The sequence below is a fragment of the Curtobacterium sp. MCBD17_032 genome, from assembly GCF_003234855.1.
GTDB lineage: Bacteria > Actinomycetota > Actinomycetes > Actinomycetales > Microbacteriaceae > Curtobacterium.
Genome location: NZ_QKTO01000001.1, coordinates 513,149 through 539,882, shown reverse-complemented (window position 1 = coordinate 539,882; position 26,734 = coordinate 513,149). Strand labels below are relative to the sequence as shown.

Genomic DNA, 26,734 nt, shown 5'->3' with positions numbered 1-26,734 from the left:
CCATGCACGAGCATGGACCAGCGGCGGTCAGCGTCCATCGGACGACCGGTCGGCCGTCGTGCGTGCGGTTCGTATCCTGGTCGCATGCCCACCCTCTCGAGCCAGGAGCTCTCCGACTGGATCGCGGAGTTCCGTGCACGCGACGCCGGTGACGCGGCCGACCCGCGGGCGATCGACGTCTCGTGGGACGGCTCCCTGGTCGACACCGCGCTCATCGTCGCCCGGCTCGGCACGTCCGGCACCGAGGTCTACCTGAAGCGTGAGATCGGCGGGTCACCGGAGTGGACCGTGACGTTCGAGGCCCGCGAGACCGACGCGCAGGTCTCCGCGGAACAGGTGATGACCCTGGCCACCGAGGTCCTCGCGGTCGGTCGGCTGTGCGCCTTCCTGACGGAGCGGACGGCACAGCACCTCCGCGAGGTCGCGGGCCGCGATGGTGTTCCATCGAGCCATGGCTGATGCGTTCGACGGGTTCCGGGTCGGTGCTGGGTACGCGGTGGTCGAGCCGGACAGGCACCGGCCGGGCTCGTTCACCCTGGTGGTCGACGGCACGCCACAGTCGCACGTCGACCTCGAGGACCCGACGCACCTGGCGTTCGAGTACATCCGGCGGATCGGGCACGCGATCGACCTCCTCCCGTCGGGTCCGGTCACCGCGCTGCACCTCGGCGCCGGCGCACTGACCCTGCCGCGGTACGTCGCGGTCACCCGTCCGGGCTCGCGGCAGCAGGTCATCGAGCTCGAACGCGACCTGGTCGACCACGTCCGGGACGCCCTGCCGTTCCCCCGCGGCGCTTCGATCCGGGTGCGGTACGGCGACGCCCGCGAGGTCCTCGAGAAGCTGCCGGCCGGCCTCCGTGGCACCGTGGACCTCGCCGTCGTCGACGTCTTCAGCGGTGCCCGCACACCCGCACACGTGACGAGCGTCGAGTTCTACCGCTCGGTCGCCTCCTTCCTCTCCCCGACCGGCTTGGTCGCGGTGAACGTCGCCGACGGTGCCGGCCTGGCCTTCGCCCGTGGGCAGGCCGCGACGCTGCAGTCGGTGCTGCCGTCCGTCGCCGCGGTCGCGGACACCGGGATGCTCAAGGGCCGGCGCTTCGGCAACATCGTGCTGCTCGGCTCGCCCGGCGAACTGCCGATCGCGGAGATGCCGCGGCGGTACTCCTCGGACCCGCTGCCGAGCAAGGTCGTGCACGGCGACGAGCTGCGGTCCTTCATCGCGGGGGCGCCCATCGTCACCGACACCACGGCCGTGGGGTCGCCCGAACCGAACCGGTCGGTCTTCGGCGCCTGAGCAGCGGCTGCGGACGACGTCCCTCGCGGCGGTGACGCTGCCAGGATGGGGGCACGCCGCGCCAGCGCGCGACCGCACACCACGAGGAGGCCGCCGATGACCAACGACGATCGCACCCCAGCCCCGCAGGGCCACGGTGAGCAGGACCGGCCGCGCTACGGCGAGCGCATCACCCCCGAGCACGGTGCGGCGCCGCGGTACGAGGACCAGCCGACGCAGCAGGACGGCCAGCAGTCCGCCCCGCAGTGGGGTCAGCCGCAGTACGGCGACCAGCAGTACGGGCAGCAGCAGCACGGCGACCAGTACGGGCAGCCGCAGTACGGGCAGCAGCAGTACGGGCAGCCGCAGCAGTGGGATCAGCAGCACGGCGCCGCTCCCGCCTGGCAGGCGCACGACGGCTCGGCGAAGCGGAAGCGCACCCTGGGCGTCGTGGCGTTCGGCCTGGGCATCGTGGCCCTCGTGCTCGGCGCCGTCGGCGGCTGGTTGTTCGGCAGCGGCATCGGGGCGAGCCAGGCGTTCCAGGAACTCCTGCAGAACGGCGGCTCCGGCACCGTCGACCAGGAGCAGCTGTCGCGGGAACTCATGTCGGACCCCGCCGTCGTACGGGCCCTCGGCAGCGCACTCGTCGTGGCGGGCATCGGCACCGTGCTCGGCCTCTGGGCCCTCGTGCAGGGCATCATCGCGGCCGCGACGGGTCGCGGCCGCGTATGGGGCATCCTGGCGATCGTCCTCGCCGTCCTCGCTGCCGTCGTGTTCGGCATCGCCTACGGCGCCTCGATCGCGGCCACCGTCGCCGGGGCTCGCTGACCGCTCGACGCCGACCGACACGGCCCGTCCCGGATCTTCCCGGGCGGGCCGTGCGCGTTCCGTGCGCGTGGCACGGAGGTCTCCGGGGATCGCGCGGATACCCTCGACCGTGATGTCCCTCCCGCCCGACGAACGCCGAGACCACGACCGGACCGACCAGGCCCGGGAGCCCCGTCATGCCGCCCCGGTGACCGCCGGGGTCAGCCCGGGCAGCACCTTCGCGCCGATCAGCCTCCGCCCGGCCGTCGACGTCCAGGCCGTGCAGGACCGCCTGCGCGACCTCGGCCAGAGCCGGAGCACCGACGCCCTCGCCGAGCGCGCCGAACTGCTCCGTCTGCTCGGCCGCCTGGACGAGTCGCTCACCGTGGCCGAGGAGGTGTTCCGGCTGACGATGTTCACCGGGGAACGCCAGGACAAGGTCGCGGCACGCATCCGCCGCGCACACGTCCTGCACGACCTCGGCCGCCACGAGCGTGCCGCGACCGAGGCCTCGATGGCCCGGGACACCGCCGCGACCGAGGAGTGGCCGGAGCTGGAGGGCGCCGCCGCCGAGCTCGAGGGTTGGTCCCTCTACGAGCTCTCCCGCTTCGAGGAGGCCCGCGCGGTCCTCAGCCGCGCGTACGACGCCTTCCGGGCTGCCGGCGCCCCGTCGGAGCGCACCGAAGCGCTCCGTACGGCCGTCGAGGCCGCGCTCCGGGCCTCCATGGCGCAGCCCGCCGCCGAGCCGGAGCGCGCTCGACCGCGCACCGCCCGTGAGGTCGCGGTCCGCACCGAGGACGAACCACAGACGCGCGTCGCCGAGCCGGAGAAGCAGATCCCGCCGGTCCGGCGCCGGGTGCTCGGTGCACCGGACGCCGCCCGGACCGAGGGCGACTCGCTCTGGAGTCGACTGTCCGCCCGGAAGGACCGGTCCGACGAGGGCCAGGGTCCGCGCGGGGAGCAGTGACCGCACTCGACCACGTCCGTTCCCGGGCTGCCGAGCTGATGGGCGCACACCTCCCGGACGGCTCCTGGACCTTCGCGTTCGACAACGCGAAGACCCGGGCCGGGCAGTGCGACTTCGCACGCCGCCGCATCACGGTGAGCCGACACCTCGCCGCCCGCTTCACACCCGAGGACGTCGAACAGGTGCTGCTGCACGAGATCGCGCACGCCCTGAGCGGCCCACGTGCCGGTCACGGGCCCTCGTGGCGCCGGACGGCCCGCACACTGGGGTACACCGGCTCACGGCTGCACGACGGGCCGATCGCGAGCGAGCTGGCACCGTGGGTCGGCCACTGCCCGGCCGGACACGAGCACTTCCGGTACCGGACCCCCACGCGTCCGCTGGCATGCGCCCGGTGCTCGCGACGGTTCGACGAGCGGAACGTCATCGCGTGGGTGCGGCGCCCGACCGGGGGGACGGGGACGACTAGCCCAGTGCCGGCCGATCGTGTCGGAGGCGCGCCGCTCACCCGTTAGCCTGGGCGGATGCGAACAGGGCAGGACATCCGGACCGATGCCGGGTCGTCGTGGTTCTTCGACGCGGGACGCATCGCCCTGGACTTCGCGCACACCGGCGGCTTCGCGGACGACCCCGACCGCCGCCGTCCGCGCGGGCACCTCGGCGAGCTGCTCGCGACCCCGGCCGACCTGGACGAGTGGCTCGGGTTGCACACCGAACCGATCGACGTCGGCGCCACCGCGCGCGAACTCCAGGACGCCCGTGCGCTCCGCGCCGCGATCGCGCGCCTCGCGGTCGCCGCCGCCCCCGCTCCCGCCGACTCCGCGGCGGAGCGCACCGCGGTCGCCGCGGGCCTCCGCGCCGGGACCGGGCGAACCCGGCCCGTGCCGGACGACATCGACACCGTCAACCTGTTCGCCGCCCTGCCGGACGTGCCCCCGAGCCTCCCGGGTGGTCGACGCCGGGCCGGCGCGAACCGCGTCCGTCTCGCCCAGGCCCTCTCGAGCGTCGCGCGCGACGCCGTCGCCCTGCTGACGGAGGTGGGCTTCGACGACCTCGAGGCCGAGGGCCGCTCCGCCCGACTCAGCCGGTGCTCGGCGCCGGACTGCGGGCTGGTGTTCTACGACTCCTCGCGGGGTGGGACACGGCGCTGGTGCTCGATGCAGCGCTGCGGCAACCGGGCGAAGGTGCGCGCGCACCGCGCTCGCCGCGCAGCCGTCTGACGAGCGCGCGGCCGCGGGCCCGCCCCGCTGATCCGCGCCGATCGGACGACGGCCCGAAACCCTGGATTCGGCGCACCGAACTCTCTGGCAGGCTGGCCGCATGACGGACACCGCCGCCCCGGTCGTGGGCCACCGCCCGCCAACCCGACGCGCCGCCGGGCTCGGGCTGCTCGGTCCGGCCTTCGTCGCCGCGATCGCCTACGTCGACCCGGGCAACGTCGCCGCCAACCTCACCGCCGGCGCCCGCTACGGGTACCTGCTGCTGTGGGTGCTCGTCGCCGCGAACGCGAGCGCCGTCGTGGTGCAGTACCTCTCCGCGAAGCTCGGGATCGTCACCGGGAAGTCGCTCCCGGAACTGCTCGGCCTGAAGATGCGCCGCACGCCGCGCCTGCTGTTCTGGGCACAGGCCGAGGTGGTCGCCGCGGCCACCGACGTCGCCGAGGTCATCGGCGGCGCGCTCGCCCTGCACCTGCTCTTCGGCGTCCCGCTCGTCGCCGGGGGACTCATCACGGGTGTCGTGTCGATGGCGATCCTCCTGCTGCAGAACCGCCGCGGCGCCCGGACCTTCGAAGCGGTCGTCACGGCGATGCTCGCGGTCCTCACGATCGGGTTCTGCGCCGGACTGCTGTTCGCGCAGGTCTCCCCCGGTGCCCTCGTGGCCGGCATCGCACCGCGGTTCGCCGACTCCGGGTCGGTGCTCCTCGCCGCGTCGATGCTCGGCGCGACCGTCATGCCGCACGCCGTGTACCTGCACTCGGCACTGGCCCGGGACCGGCACGGGGACGTCCCGGCCGGGGCCGAGCGGCACCGGGTCCTCGTCGCGACCCGGTGGGACGTCGGCCTGGCCCTGGTCGTGGCCGGCGGGGTGAACATCAGCATGCTCGTCCTCGCCGCCGCGACGCTGCAGGGCGTCGACGGCACCGACTCGATCCCCGGAGCCCAGCGGGCCATCGCCGAGAACGTCGGCCCGGTCGTCGGGGTGCTGTTCGCGATCGGGCTGCTCGCGTCCGGGCTGGCGTCGACCTCGGTCGGCTGCATGGCCGGCGCCGAGATCATGCACGGGCTGCTGCGCGTGCGGGTGCCGCTCGTGGTGCGGCGGCTCGTCACGCTCGTCCCCGCGATCGTCCTGCTCGCGCTCGACGCCGACGCCACCCAGCTGCTCGTCATCAGCCAGGTGGTGCTGAGCTTCGGCATCGCGTTCGCGATCGTCCCGCTCGTCGCCTACACGTCCCGGCGGAGCGTGATGGGTGCCGACGTCAACGCCGTCGGCACCCGGGTCGTGGCCTGGCTCATCGCCACGGTGATCGTCGCCCTCAACGTGGCGCTCGTCGTGCTCACCGTGACGGGCTGAGCCGCGCGGCTCCTAGGAGACCCGCACGTCCTTCCAGAACGCCACGTAGCCGCTGTAGTCCTGGCCGACGCGGTCGAACGACGACGGGATCGGCTCCGGGTACGACCAGGCGTTGTCCACGTGCTCCTGCCCGTCGACCGTCACGGTCCAGTACTGCGTGTCGCCCTTCCACGGGCAGTGGTACTGGGTGGGGCTCTCGCTGAACAGCTCGGTCTTCACGCTCGCGGGCGGGAAGTACCAGTTGCCCTCGATCTGGATGAGGTCCGCCTCCGGGGCCTCCGCGATGACGGTGTCGCCGATCACTGCCTGCATGACTTCCTCCTCGTTCCGGCCGTCGGTCCGACGGCGTCGACCGGGACCCTACGCCCGTACGGTGGACGGTCGCAGCGTGACCAGGTCGGGATCCACGGCGAGTGCCGCGTGCACCCGCTCGGCACCGAGCACGGCGGCCGACTCGGACGCGGTGACGAGGTGCTTCGCCGCCCGACGGAGGCCCGTCCAGGCCGCGCACGCCGCCGCTGCCTCCGGCGACGTGTGGTCGATGCCGGACGCCACGAGCGCGTCGACGACGGCCCCCGCAGCGAGCAGGTCCTCGACGGCGAACTCCGGCACCGCCGGCACGTCCGGCGCCTCGCCCGCCTCGGCGGCCGCGTCACCCGCGACGGGACCGTCGACGTGTCCGGCCGCGACCACCGCCACGACGCAGCGGTCGCCCCGCTCGGCCTGGAGGCGCGCCACCCGTCCGGCGACCGCTGCGGTGTTGCCGAGGTGACCGAGCACGACCTCCGGGCCGTCGGGCAGTTGCCCGAGCGGCACGTCCCGGTGGCGGGCGTCGCCGTGGCGGGCGTCGTCGTGCCGGGCGCCGCCGTGGGAGGCGGCCGCCGGCAGCACGTCCACCCACACGAGCAGGTGCGCGTCGGCGGCGACCCGCGCCGCTCCCGAGACACCCCACCCGAACCGCACCTGGTACCGCTGCTGTCCTCGTTCCTGCACGCCGACACGATAGCCGCGGCGGGACCTCGGTCGGGCACGCTCCGAGCGGTCCCGCGCAGCTGCCGTGTCCGGTGTGCCCGGTACGATCCCCTGCCATGGAGACCGACCCCGCGCCCACCCTCACCGGCGACCGCGTCACGCTCGAGCCCCTGTCGCACGAGCACGCGGACGACCTGCGGGCGGCCGTGGCGGACGGCGACCTCTGGCGTGCCTGGTACACCTCGGTACCGGCACCGGCACAGGTGGACGCGGAGGTCGACCGGCGGCTCGCCGAGCAGGCCGGCGGGCGGATGGTGCCGTTCGCCGTGCGGGACCGCCCCACCGGCCGGGTCGTCGGCGCGACCACGTTCATCAACATCGACCGGGACAACCGCCGGGTCGAGATCGGGGCGACGTTCCTCGGCGCCTCCGCGCAGCGCACCGGCATCAACACCGAGGCGAAGCTGCTCATGCTCTCGCACGCGTTCGACGTCTGGCAGTGCATCGCGGTCGAGTTCCGGACGCACTGGCACAACACGCGGTCCCGCGCCGCCATCGCGGGCCTCGGCGCGAAGCAGGACGGGGTGCTCCGGAACCACGCCCTCGGTCGGGACGGCAGCCTCCGCGACACCGTGGTGTTCTCGGTCATCCAGTCGGAGTGGCCGACCGTCCGGCTCTCCCTCGCTGAACGTCTGCGCAGCCACGACCGTGCGGAAGGGTCCCGCCGCCGGTCCGCCCGGCACGCCTGACCGTCCCCCGTGGGCGACGGCAGCCCAGCACGTCCGGGTAGCGTCCGCCGCATGCACGTCGGACTCCGCATCGAACTGGACGCCCCCGTCGACGCCGTGCGGGACGCGCTCCTCCGGCCGTCCGTCATGGTCGCCGTCACGAAGCCGTTCCTGGTCTACCGCTCGCTCGACCCCGAGGGGTTCCCGGAACACTGGACGCCGCACGACCCGCACCCGATCAGCGCGTCGACGTTCGGTGTCCTCCCGAGCGGCTCGAGCCACGTCGACATCGACCTGCACCAGACCGAGGGCGTCCCCGTGCAGGTCGACCGCGGCGGCGGCACGAGCGGCCTGTTCGCCCGGATGGACATGCGCCACCGGATGGCCGTCTCCGCGCTGCCGGACGGGCGCACGCTCTTCCGCGACCGTCTCACCTACCGGACCCGACCGGCACTCCTCGGCGTGGTGCTCTGGCCCGGCATGTGGGTCATCTGGCAGTGGCGGGCGTTCCGGATGCGCGCGCTCGCGCCCACCTGGCGGGCGTGAGCCGAGCGACCAGGGTGGCCGGGCCTCCAGACCGCCCGGTGCGGCGTCGCCGGCCGGGCGTACGCTCGGCGACGTGACCCAGACGGAGACCGCCGACCGCGTCCGAAGCACCCTCGCCACCGTCGACTGGCGCCGTCGGACCTTCGACCTGTACCGCCGCGCGCGGGCCGCCGCGACGCCGGAGGCCGCGCACGCGCTGTGGCGCGAGGGCCGCGACGCCCTGTTCGCCACGCACCCCGCGAGCCCGCTGCTCCCCGAGGACGCCGCCGGGTTCACGACCCTCCCCGTGCCCGACTACGACCCCGCGTGGCGCTTCCGGCTCCGCATCGAGGAGGCCGCACCGCAGGCCCTCGACGTCGAGACCGGCACCGACGGCGTCGTGCACTTCGACCGCCTCGGGACCGTGCAGGTGCCCGGCGTCGGCTCGCTCGACGTGTGGTCGCACGGCGGGTACGCGGGCGGCCTGTTCGTGCCCGTGAAGGACGCCGGCGCCGGTCGGCCCGGCGGGACCTACGGCGGTGGCCGCTACCTGCTCGACACCATCAAGGGCTCTGACCTCGGCGGTGTCGACGGGGAGCTCGTGCTCGACTTCAACTTCGCCTACAACCCGTCGTGCGCGTACGACCCGGCGTGGGCCTGCCCGCTCGCCCCACCCGGCAACACCGTCCCCGTGGCGATCCCGGTCGGCGAGCGGTACGGCTCCTAGGGTGGACCGCATGTCGGGATTCGTCGCGATCGACGCCGGCGGCCGTGTGCCGCCCTTCGAGCAGGTGCGGTCGCAGCTCGCCGCGCAGATCACAGCCGGGTACCTCGTCGACGGCGAGCGACTGCCGAGCGTCCGCGGGCTCGCTGCCGAGCTGGGCCTCGCCGCCGGGACCGTCGCGAAGGCCTACCAGCTGCTCGAGGAAGCCGGGCTCGTGCACACCGCACGGGGCGCCGGTACCCGGGTGGTGCGGCCGGCCGAGGTGCCGGAGAGCGTGACGGCTGCGGCAGCCGCGCTCGTGGCCGCGGCGCGCGAGGCCGGCCTCTCGGCGGACCAGGCGACGGCCGCGCTGCGGGACGCCTGGCCGGCGTAGGGCGCTCCGCGGTCGCTCCGCGCTGAGCGACACCGTCCGAGGCAGGACGGCCGTGTCGTGTCGCCCAGCGCGGACGGTCCGCCGCGCCGCGCCGCGGCGGGCGTGGACGGCTGCGCTCAGCAGTGCTCGAAGACGTACCCGTCGTCGCCGGCGGGCACGAGGTCCCGGTCGCGGAGGATCGTCATGCGCGGACGGTCCGGCATCGCGCACACGTCCGACCACTCCTGCTCGAGCGTGTCCGCGTACTCGACGTCCAGCACGCGGTCGCCGTACACGTCGGTGTAGGCGGCGCACTCGTCGTACTGCACGCACTCCTCGGCGACCGCGAAGTCGAAGCCGGTGCGCTGCTGTCCGACCGTGCCGAGCTGCGGCGTGTTCTTCTGCGCGGCGGCCAGCCCCTCGTCGTGGGCTGCCCGGACGAGCGCGGCGGCGAGGGCGAGGTTGCCGGAGCGCGTGAGCCGGCCGCCGGACCGGGTCCACGAGTCGAGGTTGTCGAACTCGACGGCGTCGAACCCGTGGGCGGCGCACCCGGCGATCGTCCGACCGAGGACCTCGGTGATGGTCGCGCGCGCCGCTGCCGTCCGGGTGTCGAGCAGCATCTCGTCCGGCCATCCCGGGTCGCGCACCGGCTCGCCGCCCGCCGTCCGGAGGACCGCGTCGGGGTGCTCGGACAGCCAGGACGCCCGCTCCCCGGGCTGGGTCTGGAAGCCGTTGACGTAGCAGATGCCGTAGGTGCCCGCCGCCGGGCGCTCGGTGCTGTCCCGTGCGACGACGGTGACCCCGGTGGGTGGGGCGTACCCGCCACCGAGCTGGTAGTCGGGCACACCGGTCGTCGGGAACGGCCGCACCGCGACACGGGCGGACGCGCCGGGTCCGTCGGCGTCGACGCTGGACCGGCCCGCGTCCACGGAGGTCGCTCCTGCGTCGGTGTCGGTCGCGTCCGCACACCCCGCCGAGGTGAGGGCGACGAGGGCGACGAGGGACGCGATGACGAGGGGGTTCCGGGTGCGCACGAGGCATCCTCGCACGCTCGCCGCGAACGCCCCCTCCCGTTCCGGGCCCTCGGCCCGCTATGCTGGGACCACTCGAGGCGCCGATCGCCTCGTGCGTCGTACGGACGCCCCCGAAACTCCCGGTGTCCCGCAGTGAGCCCCAGTGGCATACGAGCGGAACCGACACCGATGTATCGCGCACCTCCCCTCTCCCGGAACCCGTCCGGGAGGACGGAACCGGTGCCAGGCTCTCTGCTGCGGCGACAGCACCCGTCCACCAGCGCCGTCTCCTCCGGGAAACGGACCGCTACGGGTGCGCTCCCGCCCGCGCCGGCCTCGACCGCGCGCCTTCCGGCCGGCAACGGCCCGAGAGGTCACCATGACCACCCAGAACACCACGCAGGACCCCCACACCGCCGACGTCCGGTTCGCCGACCTCGGTGTCCCCGCCCCGATGGTCGACGTCCTCGTCGGCCAGGGCAAGGAGAACGCCTTCCCGATCCAGGTCGACACACTCCCGGACTCGCTCAAGGGCAAGGACGTGCTCGGCCGTGGCCGCACCGGCTCCGGCAAGACGATCGCGTTCGCGATCCCCCTCGCCGCCCGCCTCGCCGCCGCACCCCGCCAGCGCCGCGCCGGTCGACCCCGCGCCCTCGTGCTCGCCCCGACCCGTGAGCTCGCGACCCAGATCGACGCGACGCTCGCCCCCCTCGCCAAGGCGATGGGCCTCAACACGACGACCATCTTCGGTGGCGTCGGCCAGGGCCGTCAGGTCGAGGCGCTCAACCGCGGCGTCGACATCGTCGTGGCCTGCCCGGGTCGCCTCGCCGACCTCATGCAGCAGGGCCACGTGCACCTGGACGCCATCGAGGTCACCGTCCTCGACGAGGCCGACCACATGGCCGACATGGGCTTCCTGCCCGGTGTGACCAAGATCATGCAGGCGACGCCGGTCAAGGGCCAGCGCCTGCTGTTCTCCGCCACGCTCGACAACGGCGTGGACAAGCTCGTCAAGAAGTTCCTGCACGACCCGGTGATGCACTCCGTCGACGACGAGACCAGCCCGGTCGAGGCGATGACCCACCACCTGTTCGAGGTCGCCGACGCCGACGCGAAGAAGGACCTCGTCAAGGCCCTCGCCTCCGGCACCGGCCGCCGCATCCTGTTCATGCGCACGAAGCACCACGCCAAGCGCCTGGCGAAGCAGCTGTCGAGCCAGGGCATCCCGGCCGTCGACCTGCAGGGCAACCTGTCGCAGGGTGCCCGTGAGCGGAACCTCGCCCGGTTCTCCTCCGGCGACGCACTCGTCCTCGTGGCCACCGACGTCGCCGCCCGCGGTGTGCACGTCGACGCCGTCGAGCTCGTCGTGCACGTCGACCCGCCCACCGAGCACAAGGCGTACCTGCACCGTTCCGGCCGCACCGCCCGTGCCGGTTCTTCGGGTGACGTCGTCACGGTGGCGATGCCCGCCGAGCGTCGTGACGTCGCGCAGATGATGCGCGCCGCCGCGATCAAGGTCACCCCGCAGCAGGTGACCGCCACCTCCCCGGCCGTGACCGAGCTCGTCGGCGAGGTCGCCCCGTACCGCGAGGACACCACCCCCGCGGTCCAGCAGCAGCAGCCGCGTCGCCAGTCCTCCGGTGACGCCGCCGGCCAGGGCCGTGGCCGCTCGCGCGGTCGTGGCACCGCGGGCGGGAGCACCGGCGGTCGCTCGGGAGGCACGGCCTCGGCCGGACGCTCCGCAGCGGGCACCGAGTCGGCCGGTTCGGGCGCCCGCCGTGGCGGTCGGTCCGACGCAGCCGGTCGTGACGACCGCCGCGGCGCGTCGACCGGTGGTGCCGCCGGTCAGCGCCGTGGTGCCCCGCGCCGCGCCGCCTCGGACACCACCCGTGGTGGGTCCGCGTCGGTGTGGTCGTCGGACGGCGGCTACGCCGCCGGTCGTGCCCCGCGCGACGACGCTGCCCCCGCAGCCCGTCGTGGTGGCTCGCGCCGCGCCTCCCGTCCGGCCGGCTCCGGCCGCTGATCGGGTCCGGACGGCCACTCCGGGCAACCTCAACGGTTCCTCCGAGCGGCTCGACACCGGAGCGTACGGTACTGGTCACCGGCGGATGCGCGAGTGTCCACCGGGGAATCGTCCGTCGTCGGAAGGAGCACGTATGGCTGGGATCGAAGACATCAAGAACGCCGCTGAGAAGGCGGCCGGCAAGGCCAAGGAAGGCTTCGGCAACGCCACCGACAACGACCGCCTGAAGGCCGAAGGTCAGACCGACCAGGGCAAGGCCTCGGCCAAGCAGGGCGTCACCGACGTGAAGGACGCTGCACACGGCGTCGCCGACTCCTTCAAGAACGACAAGTAACGAAGCCGGTCCCGCACCGCGCTGCGAAGCCCCCGGATCCGATCGGATCCGGGGGCTTCGTCGTGTGCGGGGTGTCCCGGAACGGGGGCGCCCTCGTCCGCCGGGCGCCGTCAGTGCAGCGCGCCGACCGAGGCCAGGCCCGCGCGGAGGAGCGCACCGCGGCCGCCCTCCATCTCGTTCGCGACCGCGTCCGACGCGGCCTCCATCGGGCTCATCCAGGTGAGCTCGAGCGCGTCCTGCCGGGGCTCGCACGTCCCCGTGACGGGGACGACGTAGGCCAGTGAGATCGCGTGCTGCCGCTCGTCGGTGTACACCGAGGCGCCGGGCAACGGGAAGTACTCGGCCACGGTGAAGGGGTTGGGGCTCGTGGGTAGCTGCGGGAACGCCATCGGCCCGAGGTCCTTCTCGAGGTGCCGGAAGAGGGCGGTCCGGATCGACTCGCCGTAGAGCACGCGACCGGACACGAGGGTGCGCGCGATCGACCCGCTGGGCGAGACACGGAGGAGCACCCCGACCTCGGTCACCACGCCGAGGCCGTCGGTGCGCACCGGGATCGCCTCGACGTAGGCGATCGGCAAGCGACGACGGACGGAGGCGAGTTCCTCGTCCGACAGCCAGCCGGAGGCGGAGTCGGGATCGGGGTCGGGGGTGCGGAGCGAGGCCATGCACCGTTCCTACCAGGCCCGGCGGCGAGTGCGGTGCCCGCCGGAGTCGCCTGTGGACGGATACCGTCGTCCCCATGGTGGATGCGGACGTCGTGCAGTGGACCCGGTCGGCAGCGGACCGCGTCGGGACGCCGCTCCTCGTCGCCCTGCACGGCGTCGGGTCGCACGAGCAGGACCTGCTCGGTCTGGCACCGGCCCTGCCCGCGGCCTGGACCCTGGCGGCGCTCCGGGCGCCCGACCCGTGGGGGCCCGGCTTCAGCTGGTACCCGCTCGGGACGCCCGGGTCCCCGGAGCCCGCGGCCGTCGACGCCTCCGCCGCAGCGGTGCTCGCATGGGTCGACGCCGTGGCTGCCGACCACCCGCGGATCGGGCTGCTCGGGTTCTCGCAGGGCGGGTCGATGGCCCTGCAGCTCCTCCGGGCCCGCCCGGAGGCGTTCGCGTTCGCGGTCTCGCTCTCCGGTTTCGTGGTCCCCGGCGCCGACGACGGCCGGGACGACCGCCTGGCCGCCGTCCGTCCACGGGTCTTCCTCGGACACGGGGACGCCGACACGGTGATCCCCGCCGATGCGACCGTCCGGACCAGCGCGTGGGCGGCCACGCACACGCGGGTGACGGACCGGAGCTACCCGGGGTTGCCGCACGCGGTCTCGGCGGCGGAGCTCGCGGACCTGGCGGCGTTCATCGACGACTGACCCCGCGGTCCGGGGTCAGTCGGCCAGGATCTGCAGGAGGGTGCGGCGCAGCCGGTCGACCTCCTCGGTGGCGGCGGCGAGCTGCGCCTCCGTGGCGGTGGTCCGGTACATGTGCAGCACGCCCATCGCCCTGCGGAGGGACTCGGCGAACGCGCGCTGCGAGTCCGGGATGCCGGGCGTGGACTCCCACGCGGCGGCGATCTCGTCGGCCTTCGCCGCGACCTCGGCGCGACCGGCGTCGGTGAGCTCGAAGAGCGTCTTGCGGCCGTCGCCCGTCGAGACGACGAGGTCCTCGTCGACGAGCTGCTGGAGCGTCGGGTACACCGAACCGGGGCTCGGCTTCCAGGCGCCGTCGGTGCGTTCGGCGATGGTCTTGATGACGGCGTACCCGTTCTGTGGGCCCTCGGCGAGGAGACCGAGGACGGCGAGCCGGACGTCGCCGCGACGCCGGCGCTCGCGACCGGGGCCGAAGCCGCCGCCGAAGCCAGGCCCGAAGCCAGGCCCGCCGAAGCCGGGTCCGCCGAACCCGCGACCGCCTCGACCGGAGTGGTCGTGGTCACGGCCCGGGAACCCGGCGCCGTGGTGCTGGCGGGCGCCGCCGAAGCGGGGTCCGCGGGGCCCGCGACCGAAGGGGCCGCGGGGGGACGTGGTGCTGGTGTGGTCGTCCATGGAGTGCATGACGACTCCTTTCGTGGAGGATGGTCCACGACCGGATTCGTACCGGTCGCGATGTAGTAACGATAGATCGGTATTGTTCGGATTGTCAAGCAGCGCTCACATCAGGACGCTGTCGGGGGTCAGGAGCAGGATGGGCGGGACCATGACGGACGTCTTCGAGCGCTTCTCCCCCGCCACCGCCGAGTGGTTCCGGGGCGCCTTCCGCGAACCGACGGCAGCGCAGGCCGGGGCGTGGGACGCGATCTCGACCGGGCAGCACGCGCTCGTCATCGCCCCGACCGGCTCCGGGAAGACCCTCGCCTCGTTCCTCTGGTCGATCGACCGGCTCATCGCCTCGACCGACACCCCGCCCGCGAAGCAGCGGACCCGGGTGCTCTACGTGTCGCCGCTGAAGGCCCTCGGCGTCGACGTCGAACGCAACCTCCGGAGTCCCCTGGTCGGCATCACGCAGACCGCCAAGCGGATGGGTCTGGAACCGCCGGAGGTCACGGTCGGGGTCCGGAGCGGGGACACGCCGTCGGCCGACCGGCAGAAGCTCCTGCGGCTGCCGCCGGACATCCTCATCACGACGCCCGAGTCGCTGTACCTCATGCTCACCTCGAAGGCCCGCGAGACGCTCGTCAACGTCGACACGGTCATCGTCGACGAGGTGCACGCCGTCGCCTCCTCCAAGCGGGGTGCCCACCTCGCCGTGTCGCTCGAGCGTCTCGACGACCTGCTCGAGCGGCCCGTGCAGCGCATCGGCCTGTCCGCGACCGTGCGTCCGGCGGAGGAGGTCGCCCGGTTCCTCGGCGGCCGGGCTCCCGTGCAGATCATCGCGCCACCCGCGCAGAAGACGTTCGACCTCCGCGTGGTCGTCCCCGTCGACGACATGACCGAGCTCGGTGCGCCGCCGGTCGGGGCCGACGCGACCTCGGGCCCGACGAACGGGTCGATCTGGCCGCACGTCGAGGAGTCCGTGGTGGACCTCATCGAGCAGCACCGGTCGACGATCGTCTTCGCGAACTCCCGGCGGCTGGCCGAACGCCTGACCGCCCGGCTGAACGAGATCCACGAAGAGCGGGCGCTCGCGACGACCGAGGTGGCCGAGCCCGTGGCCGTCGGCGCAGCGGCGGTGGCGCAGTCCCCGGCGCGGGCGTCCGCGCACGCACCGGTGGCCCCGCCGAGGCGACCCCCGGCCCAGCTCGTCGGCCAGTCCGGACAGACCGACGGCGGCGGCTCGGACCCGAGCGTGCCGGTGCTCGCCCGCGCCCACCACGGCTCCGTGTCCAAGGACCAGCGCGCGATCATCGAGGACGACCTGAAGTCCGGTCGGCTCCGCTGCGTGGTCGCCACCAGCTCGCTCGAACTCGGCATCGACATGGGCGAGGTCGACCTCGTCATCCAGGTCGAGGCTCCGCCGTCGGTCGCGAGCGGCCTGCAGCGTGTCGGCCGAGCCGGGCACCAGGTGGGCGAGATCTCCCGCGGCGTGCTCTTCCCGAAGCACCGGGCGGACCTCGTGAACAGCGCCGTCACCGTCGAGCGGATGGTCGCCGGACAGATCGAGTCGATCTCCGTCCCCGCGAACCCGCTCGACGTGCTCGCGCAGCACACGGTCGCCGCGGGGTCCGTCGACACCGTGGACGTCGAGCACTGGTTCGACCTGGTCCGACGGAGCGCCCCGTTCAGCGGCCTGCCGCGCTCCGCGTTCGACGCGACGCTCGACCTCGTCACCGGGCGGTACCCGAGCGACGAGTTCGCGGAACTGCGGCCGCGCCTGGTCTGGGACCGCGTGCACGGCACGCTGACCGGCCGTCCCGGTGCGCAGCGACTCGCCGTCACGAGCGGTGGCACGATCCCCGACCGCGGCATGTTCGGCGTCTTCATGGTCGGGGAACGGGCATCCCGCGTCGGCGAGCTCGACGAGGAGATGGTCTACGAGTCCCGCGTGGGCGACGTCTTCGCACTCGGCGCCACGAGCTGGCGGATCGAGGAGATCACGCACGACCGGGTCCTGGTCAGTCCGGCGTTCGGGCAACCCGGGCGGGTGCCGTTCTGGAAGGGCGACGGCCCGGGCCGACCGGCGGAGCTCGGCCGCGCGACCGGTGCCTTCGTGCGCGAGGTCGAATCCGCCTCGGACGAGGACGCCCGCGCGCGGGTGGCGGGCGTCGGACTCGACGACCGCGCGGTCACGAACCTCATCACCTTCCTCCGCGACCAGCGCGCCGCCACCGGCCACGTGCCGAGCGACACGACGCTCGTCGTCGAGCGCTTCCGCGACGAACTCGGCGACTGGCGCCTCATCCTGCACTCGCCGTACGGCATGACCGTGCACGCGCCGTGGGCCCTCGCGGTCGCGGCGCGCCTGCGGGAGCGGCACGGGATCGACGGCGGGGCGATGGCCGCCGACGACGGCATCGTGGTGCGGATCCCGGAGACCGACGCCGAGCCTCCCGGTGCGGACCTGTTCGTCTTCGAACGCGACGACCTCGAGGCGATCGTCACGGACGAGGTCGGCGGCTCGGCGCTGTTCGCCGCCCGGTTCCGCGAGTGCGCCGCGCGGGCGCTCCTGCTCCCCCGGCGTGACCCCGGTCGCCGCTCGCCGCTCTGGCAGCAGCGTCAGCGGGCGTCCCAGCTGCTCGAGGTCGCCCAGAAGTACCCGACGTTCCCGATCCTCCTCGAGACCGTACGCGAGGTCCTGCAGGACGTGTACGACGTCCCGTCCCTGCTCGGGATCGCGGACGAGATCGCCCGGCGGCGCATCCGACTCGTCGAGATCGAGACCGAGCAGCCGTCGCCGTTCGCCCGGACGCTCCTGTTCGGCTACGTCGCCGCCTTCATGTACGAGGGCGACTCGCCGCTCGCCGAACGACGGGCCGCCGCCCTGTCGCTCGACTCGACGCTGCTCAGCGAGCTGCTCGGCCGTGCGGAGCTGCGTGAACTCCTCGACCCCGCCGTCATCGAGGGCGTCGAACGCGACCTGCAGCGCCTCTCCCCGGACCGCCGGGCGCGGGACGTCGAGGGCGTCGTGGACGTCCTGCGACTCGTCGGCGCGCTCGACCTCGACGAACTCCTCGACCGCAGCTGGCTCGCCGACACCACCGACCGGACCGAGGCGGGCACCACCCTGCGCGCGGCACTCGAGGGGCTCGAGCGGGACCGCCGGGTCCTCGCCTTCTCGCACGCCGGCGCCACCCGGTGGGCCGTCATCGAGGACGCGTCCCGGCTCCGCGATGCACTGGGCGTCCCGCTGCCGATCGGCGTGCCGACCGCGTTCGTCGAACCGGTCGCGGACCCGCTCGGCGACCTGGTCGGCCGGTACGCCCGGAGCCACGGGCCGTTCAGCCTGCAGGAGGCCGCCGGTCGGCTCGGCCTCGGCGTCGCGGTCGTGCAGGACACGCTGCGGCGTCTCGTCGCCGACCGCCGCCTGGTCGAGGGCGAGTTCCGGCCGGACCGGCAGGGCGCGGAGTGGTGCGACGCCGAGGTCCTGCGCCGCATCCGCACGAAGTCGCTCGCCGCGCTCCGGCACGAGGTCGAGCCGGTGTCCCCGGACACACTCGCCCGGTTCATGCCCGCATGGCAGCACGTCCGGGTCCCCGGTGCCCGCGGCGGCCTGCGCGGGATCGACGGCGTCCTGCAGGTCGTCGACCAGCTCTCGGGCGTCGCGCTGCCCGCCAGCTCGTGGGAGTCCCTCGTGCTGCCGGCTCGGGTGTCCGACTACGCCCCGAGCATGCTCGACGAGCTGACCGCCACGGGCGAGGTCCTCTGGTCGGGTGGCGGGACCCTGCCCGGCAACGACGGCTGGGTGCGCCTGCACCTCGCGGACACCGCGGCGACGACCCTCGCCGAGGCCGCCGGGGACGAGACGACGGAGCTGCAGCGGGACGTGCTCGGCGCGCTCGCCGGCGGCGGCGCGTACTTCTTCCGCCAGCTGGGCCAGGCCGTCGGGAGCACCGACGACAAGGCGCTGACGACCGCCCTCTGGGACCTCGTCTGGGCCGGACAGATCACCAACGACACGTTCGCGCCGCTCCGGGCGATGCTCGGCGGGAAGGCGCGGGCGTCGGCCGCGCCCCGGACCCGCGCCTACCGCGGGCGACGGCGGCCGACGCTGCCGACCCAGTCCGGGCCGCCGAACGTCGGCGGACGCTGGTCGCTCCTGCCGCTCGCCGAACCCGACGCGACGGTCCGGGCCGCGGCGACCGCTGAACTCCTGCTCGAACGCTACGGCGTCGTCACCCGAGGGGCCGTGCAGGTCGAGGGCGTCCGGGGCGGCTTCGCCGGTGTCTACCGGGTGCTCGCGAAGTTCGAGGAGTCCGGCCGTGCCCGACGCGGGTACTTCGTCGAGGGGCTCGGGGCCGCGCAGTTCGCGACCGGACCGACAGTCGACCGGCTCCGCACGTACGCGAAGGACCTGGACGACGAGGAGCGCGCCGACCCGGACCGCGTGCGAGAGGCGCTCACGCTCGCCGCCACCGACCCGGCGAACCCGTACGGCGCCGCGCTGCCCTGGCCGCACGACGCCGGCGACGGGGACGCAGCCGTCGACGGCTCCCCCGGCCCGACAGGCACGGGCGCGACCACGGCCCCGTCGAAGACCGGACGCGGGCACCGACCCGGACGGAAGGCGGGCGCACTCGTCGTCCTCGTCGACGGACAGCTCGCCGTCTACGTCGAACGCGGCGGCAAGAGCGTCCTGACCTTCACCGAGGACGCGGCCGACCTCGCGGCCGCGGCGGCGTCCATCGCGGCCACGGTGCGGACCGGCCTCGGCAAGCTGTCGGTGGAGCGGGTCGACGGGGAGTTCGTCCTCGAGACCGCGCTCGGCACGGCCCTCCGGACCGCGGGCTTCACGGCCACCCCGCAGGGACTGCGACTCCGCGCATGAGGACGAACGAGCCTGAGGTGGATCGTGCCTGAGGGCGACACCGTCTTCCGGGCGGCGGCGCGGCTGCACGCCGCACTCGCCGGGAAGGTCCTGACACGCAGCGACTTCCGGGTGCCGGCCTTCGCCACCCTCGACCTGGTGGGGCGGACGGTCGACGAGGTCGTGCCGCGCGGCAAGCACCTGCTGCACCGGATCGGCGACCTCACCGTCCACTCGCACCTGAAGATGGAGGGCCGGTGGGACGTCTACCGTCCCGGCGAGCGCTGGCGCCGTCCCGCGTTCCAGGCCCGTGTCGTGCTCGACGCGGCGGACGTCTCGACCGTCGGGTTCACGCTCGGGGTCCTCGAGGTGGTCCCGCGCGACCAGGAGTCCACCGTCGTCGGGCACCTCGGCCCGGACCTGCTCGGCCCGGACTGGGACGCCGACCTCGCCCTCGCGAACCTCACCGCGGACCCGGAGCGTCCGGTCGGCCTCGCCCTCCTCGACCAGCGGGTGATGGCGGGCCTCGGGAACGTCTACCGCAACGAGCTCTGCTTCCTGCGGGGCGTGCTGCCGACGCGCCCCGTCGCCGAGCTGCGCGACCCCGCGCGGATGGTGACCATGGCCTCCCGGCTCATCGTCGCCAACCGCGACCGGAGCAACCGGGTGACCACGGGCGTCGACCGCCCGGGGCAGCGGTTCTGGGTCTACAACCGGGCCGGGAAGCCCTGCCTGCGCTGCGGCACGCGCATCCGGTCGGGCGACCTCGGCGAGTCCGAGCTCACGCTGCGGGACACCTACTGGTGCCCACGCTGCCAGACCTGACTCAGTGGTCGACGGCCTCGACGATGCAGCTCTGGACCTGCTTCGCGGCCTTCGACGTCTCGGAGAACGCGGACGGCGCTGCCGTGGCGGAGCCCTGCTCGTCGGCGACGACGTCCTCGGCGACCTTGTTCACCGGGAAGACCATGCCGTCGAAGTCCTCGGCGGTGGGGTCCTCCTCGGTGCCCCAGATGCCGACCTCGTCGTCGTTCGGGTCGTCGCTCGTGTTCGGTGCGACGGAGACGCCGAGGTACCAGCCCTCGTCGCTCTCCGTGACGCTCACGACGTCGGTGCCGTCGTGCGGTCCGACGGCCTCGTCGATCACGTCGACGGCGGCACTCGAGGCGACCCCGCACGGGGCGCTGTTGCGCTGACCCGGGTCGGAGCGGGTCGCGGACTCCTCGGAGCCCGGCACCTTCCCGACCGGGTTGCCGTTCTGGGCACCGGCGTTGGCGCAGCCGCCGAGCAGCAGGCCGACGGTGGCGAGGCCGACGAGGGTGGCGGTGGTCTTCGCGCGCAAGGTGGTCATGATCCCGACGGTAGGCCGCCTGAGGTGTGCCGGAGCCCAGGAGCGCGTCCCCCGATGCGCTCCCGGGATCCGGCGCCCGCTACCCGCGCGCCATGATCCAGGCGAGCAGGTAGGACCGGGTGTTCCCGGTGTCGATGTCCTCCGCGGGGAGGTCCCGTGCCTCGGCCAGCGCGGCCTCCGCCTGGCGACCCGATGCGAGCGCCCGGTACATGAGCAGGTAGTCACCGAACTGCACCGCGTGGTCGCCGTCCGGCAATGCCTCGTCGAGGACCCGGGCGATCTGCTGCTTCCCCCCGGCCGCGACGTACTCCGTGGCGACGGCGGGCATCGGGATGAGCTCGATGCCGGCCGGTGCCGCCGGGTCCGCACTGAACCACGTGGCGTGGTCCCGCTTGCCGCCCCAGTTCAGCGAGACGATCGTGTGCTCGAACCCGGGGAACGCCCGCAGGTCCGGGTCGAGGACGTCCCGCTGCGCCGACGCGGCCTCGTTCGCGAGCAGCCAGCTCCCCAGTTCCGCGGTGGACCGGGACCCGGAGACCGTCCCCCAGCGGGCGAGCCCGTTCCAGGCGGACACGGCCTCGGACGAGGACTCCTGGTTGTTCCCGTCGGCGAACGGCGAGTACCCGGAGGCCCAGGAGTGCTGCGCGTACGGGTCGTACACGCGGAGCTCGGGGAACGACGCCGTGGCCTCCGGCGACGCGATGTCCGCGGCGACGAGGTCGAGCACCGGCGCCCACTCGGCCACGAGCTCGTCCGAGCCGTCCGCGACGATCGCCGCCGCGGACAGCAGGTAGCCGTAGTGGAAGTGGTGGTCGTTGAACTCGTCCGACCCGTAGGACGGCGCCTGGCCGACGAGGCCCTTCACGGTGTCGTCGTACCGGAAGCACCGCGTGCCGCTGACGCCGCAGCCGTCCGGGTCGGTCCACTGGTCGATCTGCGTGACGAGCTGCTCGCGCAGACCGGCGGCGACGTCGTCCAGGTCGAGCTGCGTCGCGAGGCGGTACAGGTTCGCCACCCGGTACAGGTCCTTGCCGCCGCCGTAGCTGTCGGCGCCGAAGGACGCCTCGGAGACCCCGCCGGCGTCCGCGCGGACCTGGGCGGCCAGCTCGTCACGCTCGGCGGACGACAGACCGGACAGGTCCAGACGGTCGTCGGCCTGGAGGCTCGGAGCGGCGAACCGGAGCACGTCACCGGTGCAGACGGGAGCGTCCCCGGTGATGGTCGCGTAGTGCAGGCCCGTGCAGTCGAGACCGGTCGCGCCCTGTCCGGGCTGCGGGACGATGACGGTGTCGCCGCGCGCTACGGTGCGGTACGCGAGGGCGGTGCGCTGCTCGCCGTCGCTCGCGGTGCCGGTCGACGAGCGGGCGAGTGTGACCTCCCGCAGCGGGGACGCCGCCGCGGTGGACAGCGCCTGCACCTGCTTCCGTGTCGCGTCGTCGGGCACCGGGAACAGGACGACGGTGCCGCCGCGGGCGAGGTCGATCGCGCTGCCGCTGACCGCCCCGCTCGTGACGACGCCCCACGTGCGGCCGTCGGCGGCGATGGTGCCCGTCGTCGTGCCACCGGGACCGTCACCGGTCGCGGTGATGCGCTCCGTCGAGCGGACGGTCTGTCCGGCTGCCGCCGTGTACGACACGAGCGGCGAGCCCTGCGCCAGGACGGTGTGCCCGACGACCTGGTCGCCGTCGCGGTGCTCGACCGTCACGGAGACCTGGTCGTACGCCGAGACGAGGGTCCGGTCGGCGCCGAGGTCGAGCCCGACCTGCTGCACCGCGCCGCCGGCGATGGTCTTCTCGGTGGCGCTGACCACCGGCAGCCCGGCGGCGAAGCCGTCGTCGGTCACCTGCCACGAGATCGGGGTCGGGAAGACCGGCTGCGGCGCGGCGCCGTACACCAGGCCGGAGAACCAGCGGTTCGTCGGCGGGACGAGCCCGTCTGCCAGGCGCATCGGGCCCGCGGTGGTCTCCGTCACCTCGCCGAGTGCGGCCAGGACGTCGGTCCGGGACGCGCCGCCCGCGGACGGTGAGCCGGTCCCGGTCGTGCGGTCCGGGCCTCCCGTCGCGGTCTCGGCACCGGTCCCGGTGCAGGCGGTGAGCACGAGCGCGGACGCGGCCACGAGGGCGACGGCGGCGGCACGGAGCTGCACGCTCAGAGGCCAATCTGACGGAGGAAGTCGCGGAACCCGTCGGTGACGCCGGCCAGGCGACCGTCGTCCCGGAGGTGCAGGGTCGCGTCCACCGGGGTACCGGGGCTCGTCACGCCGGAGGACGGCGACGCCGACAGCTCCGGGCTCTCCACCGACACGGTCGTCTTCGCCTGCCCGTCGGCGTCGGTCACGACGCTGACGTTCTTGACGGTCCCCTCGATCGACCGGTCGTTCGGCAGGAGCAGGTCGACGCTCGCACCGTCGGTGATCCGGCCGTAGTCGCGCGGGCTGACGAGGAACTCGGACGTGACGAACAGGCTCCTCGCCTTGTGGATGGTGCCGAGCTCGGAGCCGGCCTGCACGTACCCGCCGGCCTTCACGTCGAGCTTCGCCACGGTGCCCGAGACCTCCGCCTTGAACGTGATGAGGCCGTCGCGCTCGATCTCGTAGGCACTGGTGGTGGTGTCCGACCCGACGACGCCCTTCCGGATGTCCTGCGCGAGCTGCAGGCTCTGGACCTGCATGAGCTCCTGCCCCTCGCGCACGGAGTCGCCCTCCTCGACGTACTCCTCGGTGACCGTTCCGCCGTAGTCGGTGCCGACGGCGTACTCCTGCGCGGTGATCGCGGCCGACGAGCTCGTCACCGCGCTCCGCCGCTGGTTGAAGACGAGCGTGCAGGCCGCGACGACGACGAGCACGACGAGGATGCCGCCGTACAGGCGGAGTCGGTTGGTCCAGGTCATGATGCGACCTCCACGGCCGTCGGGGTGCCGGAAGCGGCGCTGGCGGTGATGACGTCGCGTGCGTTCTGCAGCGAGTCCGGGCGGACCACCTGGGTCCGGAGGGCAGGTGCCGGCTCGAGGCCGGCCGTGGCGAGGACGAACACCGGGGCGGTGTCCGCGTCGCGCTCCTGCCGGGCGGCCCGACGGTTGCCGGCCTGCTCGCGGAACGCCGTGACGATGAAGGCGCCGAAGATGACCGAGTTCGTGATGTTCCAGGCGGTGGCCAGGGTCAGCTGCCCGTTCGACACGTCACGCCAGATCGCGACGACGCTCGTCAGGGACAGGAAGACGAAGACGAGCACCTGCGGCACGATGAAGTTGAACGGCGACGGCGCCCGACCGCGACCGGCTCCCGTCACGTGCCAGGCCTGCTCCTTCCCGCAGAGCACGTTCCACAGGGCACGCGCGTAGATCGGGAACGACACCGCGGCCAGGAGCAGCGTCTCGTACCGGAACGACCCGAGGGCGTAGAACGCCAGGACGACCTGCATGAGGTAGAAGCCGAGGTAGAACAGCACCCACTCACCGACGCCGATCGACATGTTCATCGGGCGGAGGTCGAAGAAGATCTCGAGCGGTGGGACGAGCAGCAGCAGGCCGGGGACGATGCCGGTCAGGTAGAAGCTCGCGGTGACGAAGTACTGCAGGCGCTGGTCCATCGTCAGCTTGCGCTTCGGGTTGAACGGGAAGTGCGTCAGGAGGATCTCGAACCCGCCGGTGGCCCAGCGGAGCTGCTGCTTGCTGAACGCCTCGATGGTCTCCGGGGCGTCACCGACGGCCAGGGTCATCGGGATGAACACGGACTTCCAGCCGCGCTCGTGCAGGTGCAGGCTCGTCCAGACGTCCTCCGACTTCGAGTCCGTGTGGATGCCGCCGACGTCGTCGATCGCCGCACGCCGGAAGATGACGTTCGTCCCGACGCAGAAGGCTGCGTTGAACCGGTTCCGGCCAGGCTGGATGAAGCGGTAGAACACCGTCTGCATGTAGCCCGCGCCGCGGGAGACGAGGTTGTGCAGGTTGCCGTAGGTCTGCGGCGTCTGCACGAAGGCGATCGACTCGTCCGCGAAGAACGGGACGGTCTCGAACAGGAAGTCCTTCGCGGGCACGAAGTCCGCGTCGAAGACGGCGAAGTAGTCGCCCTTCGCGAGGGTGAGGGCGTGGTTGATGTTGCCCGCCTTCGCGCCGTTCGACGACAGTCGACGGACGTACCGCGCGCCGAGGCGGTCGGCGAGGGCGCGGACGTCGTCACTCCGGCCGTCGTCGAGGACCCACGTGCGGTGCTCACCGCGCATCGCGACCGCGGCGGCGACGGTGGCGGCGATCTTCGTCAGCTCCTCGCCGTAGACGGTGATGAAGACGTCGACGGTGACACGCGTGCCGCGGACCCGCATCGGCCAGAGGTGGCTGCGCTCGCTGAGCCGCTGCCGGTCGATCTGGTCGACGTCGAACAGCGAGTCCTGCGTGTTGTGGAACGCGAAGTCGCGGGGATCGGAACCGCCGGAGAGGATCGTCCACATCGACAGCAGGGACTGCCCGACGAGGACGCTCTCCGCGACGATGACGAGCCCGTACGGCAGGAAGTCGCCGCGGTTGGCGGGGTTGAGCAGGAACACCGCGTAGGTGACGACGCCGAGCGTGGCCAGCAGCACGATGAGCACCATGACCGGGCTGTGTGCCCGGGTGTCGGCGCGGGTGCGGGTGGCGGCGGTCGGCTCGCCCCCGTGGACGGGCCGCTCGGCCGCCTGCACGACCGGTACGGCCGGGCTGTCGGCGCGCTCGGGGCTGCGGGTGGCGACGGCGGCGGGACCGCTGCCTGCGGAGGAGCGGCGACCGGTCTGGCGACGGGACTGCCCGTCGGCCGGGACGTCGGTCGCGGGTCGGTCGTCGGCTTCGGTCGGGGGTGCAGAGGTCGTCCGGGGTCGCCGGACGTCCGTGGGTGCGGACATGCGCGTTCTCCTGTCGGGTGTCGGAGATGTCGGTCCGTCGTGCTCGCGGGGCACGACGGATGACGGGTGTCGGCGACGGTGGCGACAGGATCCGGACGCGGTGGTCCGGCGCGGACGGAGGCCAGGGTTCCTCGTCCGGGGCACGGTGCTCGCCGTGGGTGCGGCGCGCACCGGGTGGTCCGCCCTCGGGAGGCAGGACCGTGTTCGGTGGGTTCGGGTCGAGCTGCTGACGGCCCGCGCCGTCAGTGCTGCGATCGTACGTCAGGACTCCGCACCGCCGTGTGACGATCGTGTGAACACGCCCCCTGGACAGGGGCCACGGGCGCGTCACGGTGCTGCTCGTGCGTTCCGCGGACATCGGGCAGGTTGGGCGCGTCACCGCCACCGGCGTCAGGCCGGCGGGTGCAGCCGTTCCGCCGCGACCGTCCGCACCGCGTCGGTGACACGTTCGAGCAACGGTGACGCCGTCGCCCACCGCTGCCACCACAGCGCGACGTCGGCCCGCCGGCCCGGGGTGAGCTCGACGAGTGCACCGGAGCGCAGCGCGTCGCGGCACTGCGCCTCCGGCAGGAGACCCCACCCGAACCCGAGCTCCACAGCGCGGGCGAAGTCGGCCGAGTTCGGGACGAAGTGCCGCGGACCGCGCGGCGCGTGTCCGAGGACCCGCCGGAGGAACCCCTGCTGCAGGTCGTCGTCGCGGTCGTAGTCGACGAGCGGCACCCGGTCGAGCCGGGCCGTCATGCGCCGCTCGGTGTCGGCGCCGTCGAGGTACCGCCGCACGAAGGACGGCGCGGCCACCGCTCGGTAACGGTCGATGCCGAGCGGGACGGACGAACACCCCTGCACCGGTGCCGCCTCCGCCGTGACCGCTCCCATCACCGTGCCGGAGCGCAGCAGTTCGGCGGTCCGGTCCTGGTCCTCGCGGTGCAGGTCGAAGACCACCTCGGTGTCGCGCTGCACCCGGACGAGGGCGTCGAGGAACCAGGTGGCGAGCGAGTCCGCGTTCACGGCGAGGGGGATCGAGGGCGTGCGTCCCGACCCGTCGGCGCCCGGCACGGCGAGGGCTCGGGAGGTCTCCTCGTCCAGCAACCGCACCTGCCGTGCGTGCCGGAGCACGATCTCGCCGTCGGGCGTCGGCGTGATCGGTGTGGTCCGCTGCAGCAGGACCCGACCGACGAGCTGCTCCATCGCCTTGACCCGCTGCGACACCGCCGACGGCGTGATCGAGAGCTCCCGCGCGGCTGCGTCGAACGTGCCTGCGTCCACCGCGGTGAGCAGTGTCTCGAGGTGGTCGCGCTGGAACCGCACCATGAGCGCAGCTTACGGTACCGCAGGAACA

The 26,734-nt window shown here is 73.5% G+C and carries 26 protein-coding genes; 16 read left to right on the top strand and 10 right to left on the bottom strand.

The window, feature by feature from the left end; translation table 11 throughout:
• Positions 1–84: 84 nt before the first annotated feature.
• The 7 genes from DEI91_RS02680 to DEI91_RS02650 all read left to right on the top strand — a co-directional run bounded on the left by DEI91_RS02680 (position 85) and on the right by DEI91_RS02650 (position 5,618).
• On the top strand, positions 85–459 hold the full coding sequence (locus tag DEI91_RS02680) for a hypothetical protein (protein ID WP_111050791.1): 375 nt from the start codon (positions 85–87) through the stop codon (positions 457–459).
• Complete coding sequence (locus DEI91_RS02675; RefSeq protein ID WP_111050790.1) at positions 452–1,294, top strand: spermidine synthase; 843 nt, start codon at positions 452–454, stop codon at positions 1,292–1,294. The genes DEI91_RS02680 and DEI91_RS02675 overlap by 8 nt, the downstream gene beginning before the upstream one ends.
• Positions 1,295–1,390: 96 nt before the next feature.
• Positions 1,391–2,101, top strand: coding sequence for a DUF4064 domain-containing protein (locus DEI91_RS02670; RefSeq protein WP_111050789.1), 711 nt, complete (start codon positions 1,391–1,393; stop codon positions 2,099–2,101).
• Between the two features lie 112 nt (positions 2,102–2,213).
• Entirely contained in the window at positions 2,214–3,047 is an 834-nt protein-coding gene (locus tag DEI91_RS02665; protein WP_111050788.1) for a hypothetical protein, read from the top strand.
• Positions 3,044–3,562 (top strand): SprT-like domain-containing protein, encoded by a 519-nt coding sequence (locus tag DEI91_RS02660; RefSeq protein WP_258374262.1) that lies wholly within the window; start codon positions 3,044–3,046, stop codon positions 3,560–3,562. The genes DEI91_RS02665 and DEI91_RS02660 overlap by 4 nt, the downstream gene beginning before the upstream one ends.
• 9 nt (positions 3,563–3,571) lie before the next feature.
• Positions 3,572–4,267 carry a CGNR zinc finger domain-containing protein gene (locus DEI91_RS02655; protein ID WP_111050787.1) on the top strand — a complete coding sequence of 232 codons (696 nt, stop codon included), beginning with the start codon at positions 3,572–3,574 and terminating at the stop codon, positions 4,265–4,267.
• 100 nt (positions 4,268–4,367) lie between these two features.
• A complete protein-coding gene (locus tag DEI91_RS02650) occupies positions 4,368–5,618 on the top strand; it encodes an Nramp family divalent metal transporter (protein WP_111050786.1) in 1,251 nt (416 codons plus the stop codon).
• A 12-nt stretch (positions 5,619–5,630) separates the two neighbouring features.
• Here the strand turns inward: DEI91_RS02650 and DEI91_RS02645 are convergent, their stop codons facing one another.
• Positions 5,631–5,930 (bottom strand): DUF427 domain-containing protein, encoded by a 300-nt coding sequence (locus DEI91_RS02645; protein ID WP_110824277.1) that lies wholly within the window; start codon positions 5,928–5,930, stop codon positions 5,631–5,633.
• Positions 5,931–5,978: 48 nt separating this feature from the next.
• Complete coding sequence (locus tag DEI91_RS02640) at positions 5,979–6,611, bottom strand: hypothetical protein (protein ID WP_111050785.1); 633 nt, start codon at positions 6,609–6,611, stop codon at positions 5,979–5,981.
• Between the two features lie 95 nt (positions 6,612–6,706).
• Here DEI91_RS02640 and DEI91_RS02635 point away from each other — a divergent pair, with 95 nt between their 5' ends.
• The 4 genes from DEI91_RS02635 (at position 6,707) to DEI91_RS16810 (ending at position 8,940) form a co-directional block, all read left to right on the top strand.
• On the top strand, positions 6,707–7,339 hold the full coding sequence (locus DEI91_RS02635; RefSeq protein ID WP_111050784.1) for a GNAT family N-acetyltransferase: 633 nt from the start codon (positions 6,707–6,709) through the stop codon (positions 7,337–7,339).
• Positions 7,340–7,390: 51 nt separating this feature from the next.
• A complete protein-coding gene (locus tag DEI91_RS02630; protein WP_111050783.1) occupies positions 7,391–7,864 on the top strand; it encodes a hypothetical protein in 474 nt (157 codons plus the stop codon).
• 73 nt (positions 7,865–7,937) lie between these two features.
• Entirely contained in the window at positions 7,938–8,570 is a 633-nt protein-coding gene (locus DEI91_RS02625) for a DUF1684 domain-containing protein (protein WP_111050782.1), read from the top strand.
• 10 nt (positions 8,571–8,580) lie between these two features.
• Positions 8,581–8,940, top strand: a complete 360-nt coding sequence (locus tag DEI91_RS16810; RefSeq protein ID WP_111050881.1) for a GntR family transcriptional regulator — start codon at positions 8,581–8,583, stop codon at positions 8,938–8,940.
• A 116-nt stretch (positions 8,941–9,056) separates the two neighbouring features.
• Here the strand turns inward: DEI91_RS16810 and DEI91_RS02615 are convergent, their stop codons facing one another.
• Positions 9,057–9,953: an endo alpha-1,4 polygalactosaminidase gene (locus tag DEI91_RS02615; RefSeq protein ID WP_111050781.1), complete on the bottom strand. Its 897-nt coding sequence runs from the start codon at positions 9,951–9,953 to the stop codon at positions 9,057–9,059.
• Positions 9,954–10,311: 358 nt separating this feature from the next.
• Here DEI91_RS02615 and DEI91_RS02610 point away from each other — a divergent pair, with 358 nt between their 5' ends.
• Both DEI91_RS02610 and DEI91_RS02605 read left to right on the top strand, forming a co-directional pair.
• Positions 10,312–11,955 carry a DEAD/DEAH box helicase gene (locus tag DEI91_RS02610; RefSeq protein WP_111050780.1) on the top strand — a complete coding sequence of 548 codons (1,644 nt, stop codon included), beginning with the start codon at positions 10,312–10,314 and terminating at the stop codon, positions 11,953–11,955.
• A 133-nt stretch (positions 11,956–12,088) separates the two neighbouring features.
• Positions 12,089–12,289, top strand: coding sequence for a CsbD family protein (locus DEI91_RS02605; protein ID WP_110824283.1), 201 nt, complete (start codon positions 12,089–12,091; stop codon positions 12,287–12,289).
• A gap of 110 nt (positions 12,290–12,399) precedes the next feature.
• On the opposite strand, the gene DEI91_RS02600 is transcribed toward DEI91_RS02605, so the two are convergent.
• Complete coding sequence (locus tag DEI91_RS02600; protein ID WP_111050779.1) at positions 12,400–12,954, bottom strand: NUDIX hydrolase family protein; 555 nt, start codon at positions 12,952–12,954, stop codon at positions 12,400–12,402.
• Positions 12,955–13,028: 74 nt separating this feature from the next.
• Between DEI91_RS02600 and DEI91_RS02595 the strand changes: the two genes are divergently transcribed.
• Positions 13,029–13,646: an alpha/beta hydrolase gene (locus tag DEI91_RS02595; RefSeq protein ID WP_111050778.1), complete on the top strand. Its 618-nt coding sequence runs from the start codon at positions 13,029–13,031 to the stop codon at positions 13,644–13,646.
• 15 nt (positions 13,647–13,661) lie between these two features.
• On the opposite strand, the gene DEI91_RS02590 is transcribed toward DEI91_RS02595, so the two are convergent.
• Entirely contained in the window at positions 13,662–14,324 is a 663-nt protein-coding gene (locus DEI91_RS02590) for a PadR family transcriptional regulator (protein WP_258374261.1), read from the bottom strand.
• A gap of 142 nt (positions 14,325–14,466) precedes the next feature.
• Here DEI91_RS02590 and DEI91_RS02585 point away from each other — a divergent pair, with 142 nt between their 5' ends.
• On the top strand, positions 14,467–19,191 hold the full coding sequence (locus DEI91_RS02585) for an ATP-dependent helicase (RefSeq protein ID WP_111050879.1): 4,725 nt from the start codon (positions 14,467–14,469) through the stop codon (positions 19,189–19,191).
• 24 nt (positions 19,192–19,215) lie between these two features.
• The gene (locus DEI91_RS02580; protein ID WP_111050777.1) at positions 19,216–19,995 is read left to right on the top strand and encodes a DNA-formamidopyrimidine glycosylase family protein; all 780 of its coding nucleotides are present in this window, start codon (positions 19,216–19,218) and stop codon (positions 19,993–19,995) included.
• 1 nt (position 19,996) lies between these two features.
• On the opposite strand, the gene DEI91_RS02575 is transcribed toward DEI91_RS02580, so the two are convergent.
• The 5 genes from DEI91_RS02575 to DEI91_RS02555 form a co-directional block, all read right to left on the bottom strand.
• Positions 19,997–20,521, bottom strand: a complete 525-nt coding sequence (locus DEI91_RS02575; RefSeq protein ID WP_111050776.1) for a hypothetical protein — start codon at positions 20,519–20,521, stop codon at positions 19,997–19,999.
• A 79-nt stretch (positions 20,522–20,600) separates the two neighbouring features.
• Positions 20,601–22,667, bottom strand: coding sequence for a glycosyl hydrolase (locus DEI91_RS02570; RefSeq protein ID WP_146244177.1), 2,067 nt, complete (start codon positions 22,665–22,667; stop codon positions 20,601–20,603).
• Positions 22,668–22,669: 2 nt separating this feature from the next.
• Positions 22,670–23,410, bottom strand: a complete 741-nt coding sequence (locus DEI91_RS02565; protein ID WP_111050774.1) for an HlyD family secretion protein — start codon at positions 23,408–23,410, stop codon at positions 22,670–22,672.
• Positions 23,407–25,395 carry a glycosyltransferase family 2 protein gene (locus DEI91_RS02560; RefSeq protein ID WP_258374260.1) on the bottom strand — a complete coding sequence of 663 codons (1,989 nt, stop codon included), beginning with the start codon at positions 25,393–25,395 and terminating at the stop codon, positions 23,407–23,409. Before DEI91_RS02560 ends, DEI91_RS02565 begins: the two co-directional genes overlap by 4 nt.
• Before the next feature lie 390 nt (positions 25,396–25,785).
• Complete coding sequence (locus tag DEI91_RS02555) at positions 25,786–26,706, bottom strand: LysR family transcriptional regulator ArgP (RefSeq protein WP_220038017.1); 921 nt, start codon at positions 26,704–26,706, stop codon at positions 25,786–25,788.
• Positions 26,707–26,734 lie beyond the last annotated feature (28 nt).

Bases quoted from the DNA above. Each gene is read 5' to 3' on its own strand.
- DEI91_RS02680 (WP_111050791.1), top strand. From the start codon at position 85: ATGCCCACCCTCTCGAGCCAGGAGCTCTCCGACTGGATCGCGGAGTTC.
- DEI91_RS02675 (WP_111050790.1), top strand. From the start codon at position 452: ATGGCTGATGCGTTCGACGGGTTCCGGGTCGGTGCTGGGTACGCGGTG.
- DEI91_RS02670 (WP_111050789.1), top strand. From the start codon at position 1,391: ATGACCAACGACGATCGCACCCCAGCCCCGCAGGGCCACGGTGAGCAG.
- DEI91_RS02665 (WP_111050788.1), top strand. From the start codon at position 2,214: ATGTCCCTCCCGCCCGACGAACGCCGAGACCACGACCGGACCGACCAG.
- DEI91_RS02655 (WP_111050787.1), top strand. From the start codon at position 3,572: ATGCGAACAGGGCAGGACATCCGGACCGATGCCGGGTCGTCGTGGTTC.
- DEI91_RS02650 (WP_111050786.1), top strand. From the start codon at position 4,368: ATGACGGACACCGCCGCCCCGGTCGTGGGCCACCGCCCGCCAACCCGA.
- DEI91_RS02645 (WP_110824277.1), bottom strand. From the start codon at position 5,930: ATGCAGGCAGTGATCGGCGACACCGTCATCGCGGAGGCCCCGGAGGCG.
- DEI91_RS02635 (WP_111050784.1), top strand. From the start codon at position 6,707: ATGGAGACCGACCCCGCGCCCACCCTCACCGGCGACCGCGTCACGCTC.
- DEI91_RS02630 (WP_111050783.1), top strand. From the start codon at position 7,391: ATGCACGTCGGACTCCGCATCGAACTGGACGCCCCCGTCGACGCCGTG.
- DEI91_RS16810 (WP_111050881.1), top strand. From the start codon at position 8,581: ATGTCGGGATTCGTCGCGATCGACGCCGGCGGCCGTGTGCCGCCCTTC.
- DEI91_RS02610 (WP_111050780.1), top strand. From the start codon at position 10,312: ATGACCACCCAGAACACCACGCAGGACCCCCACACCGCCGACGTCCGG.
- DEI91_RS02605 (WP_110824283.1), top strand. From the start codon at position 12,089: ATGGCTGGGATCGAAGACATCAAGAACGCCGCTGAGAAGGCGGCCGGC.
- DEI91_RS02600 (WP_111050779.1), bottom strand. From the start codon at position 12,954: ATGGCCTCGCTCCGCACCCCCGACCCCGATCCCGACTCCGCCTCCGGC.
- DEI91_RS02595 (WP_111050778.1), top strand. From the start codon at position 13,029: ATGGTGGATGCGGACGTCGTGCAGTGGACCCGGTCGGCAGCGGACCGC.
- DEI91_RS02590 (WP_258374261.1), bottom strand. From the start codon at position 14,324: ATGCACTCCATGGACGACCACACCAGCACCACGTCCCCCCGCGGCCCC.
- DEI91_RS02585 (WP_111050879.1), top strand. From the start codon at position 14,467: ATGACGGACGTCTTCGAGCGCTTCTCCCCCGCCACCGCCGAGTGGTTC.
- DEI91_RS02575 (WP_111050776.1), bottom strand. From the start codon at position 20,521: ATGACCACCTTGCGCGCGAAGACCACCGCCACCCTCGTCGGCCTCGCC.
- DEI91_RS02565 (WP_111050774.1), bottom strand. From the start codon at position 23,410: ATGACCTGGACCAACCGACTCCGCCTGTACGGCGGCATCCTCGTCGTG.
- DEI91_RS02560 (WP_258374260.1), bottom strand. From the start codon at position 25,395: ATGTCCGCACCCACGGACGTCCGGCGACCCCGGACGACCTCTGCACCC.
- DEI91_RS02555 (WP_220038017.1), bottom strand. From the start codon at position 26,706: ATGGTGCGGTTCCAGCGCGACCACCTCGAGACACTGCTCACCGCGGTG.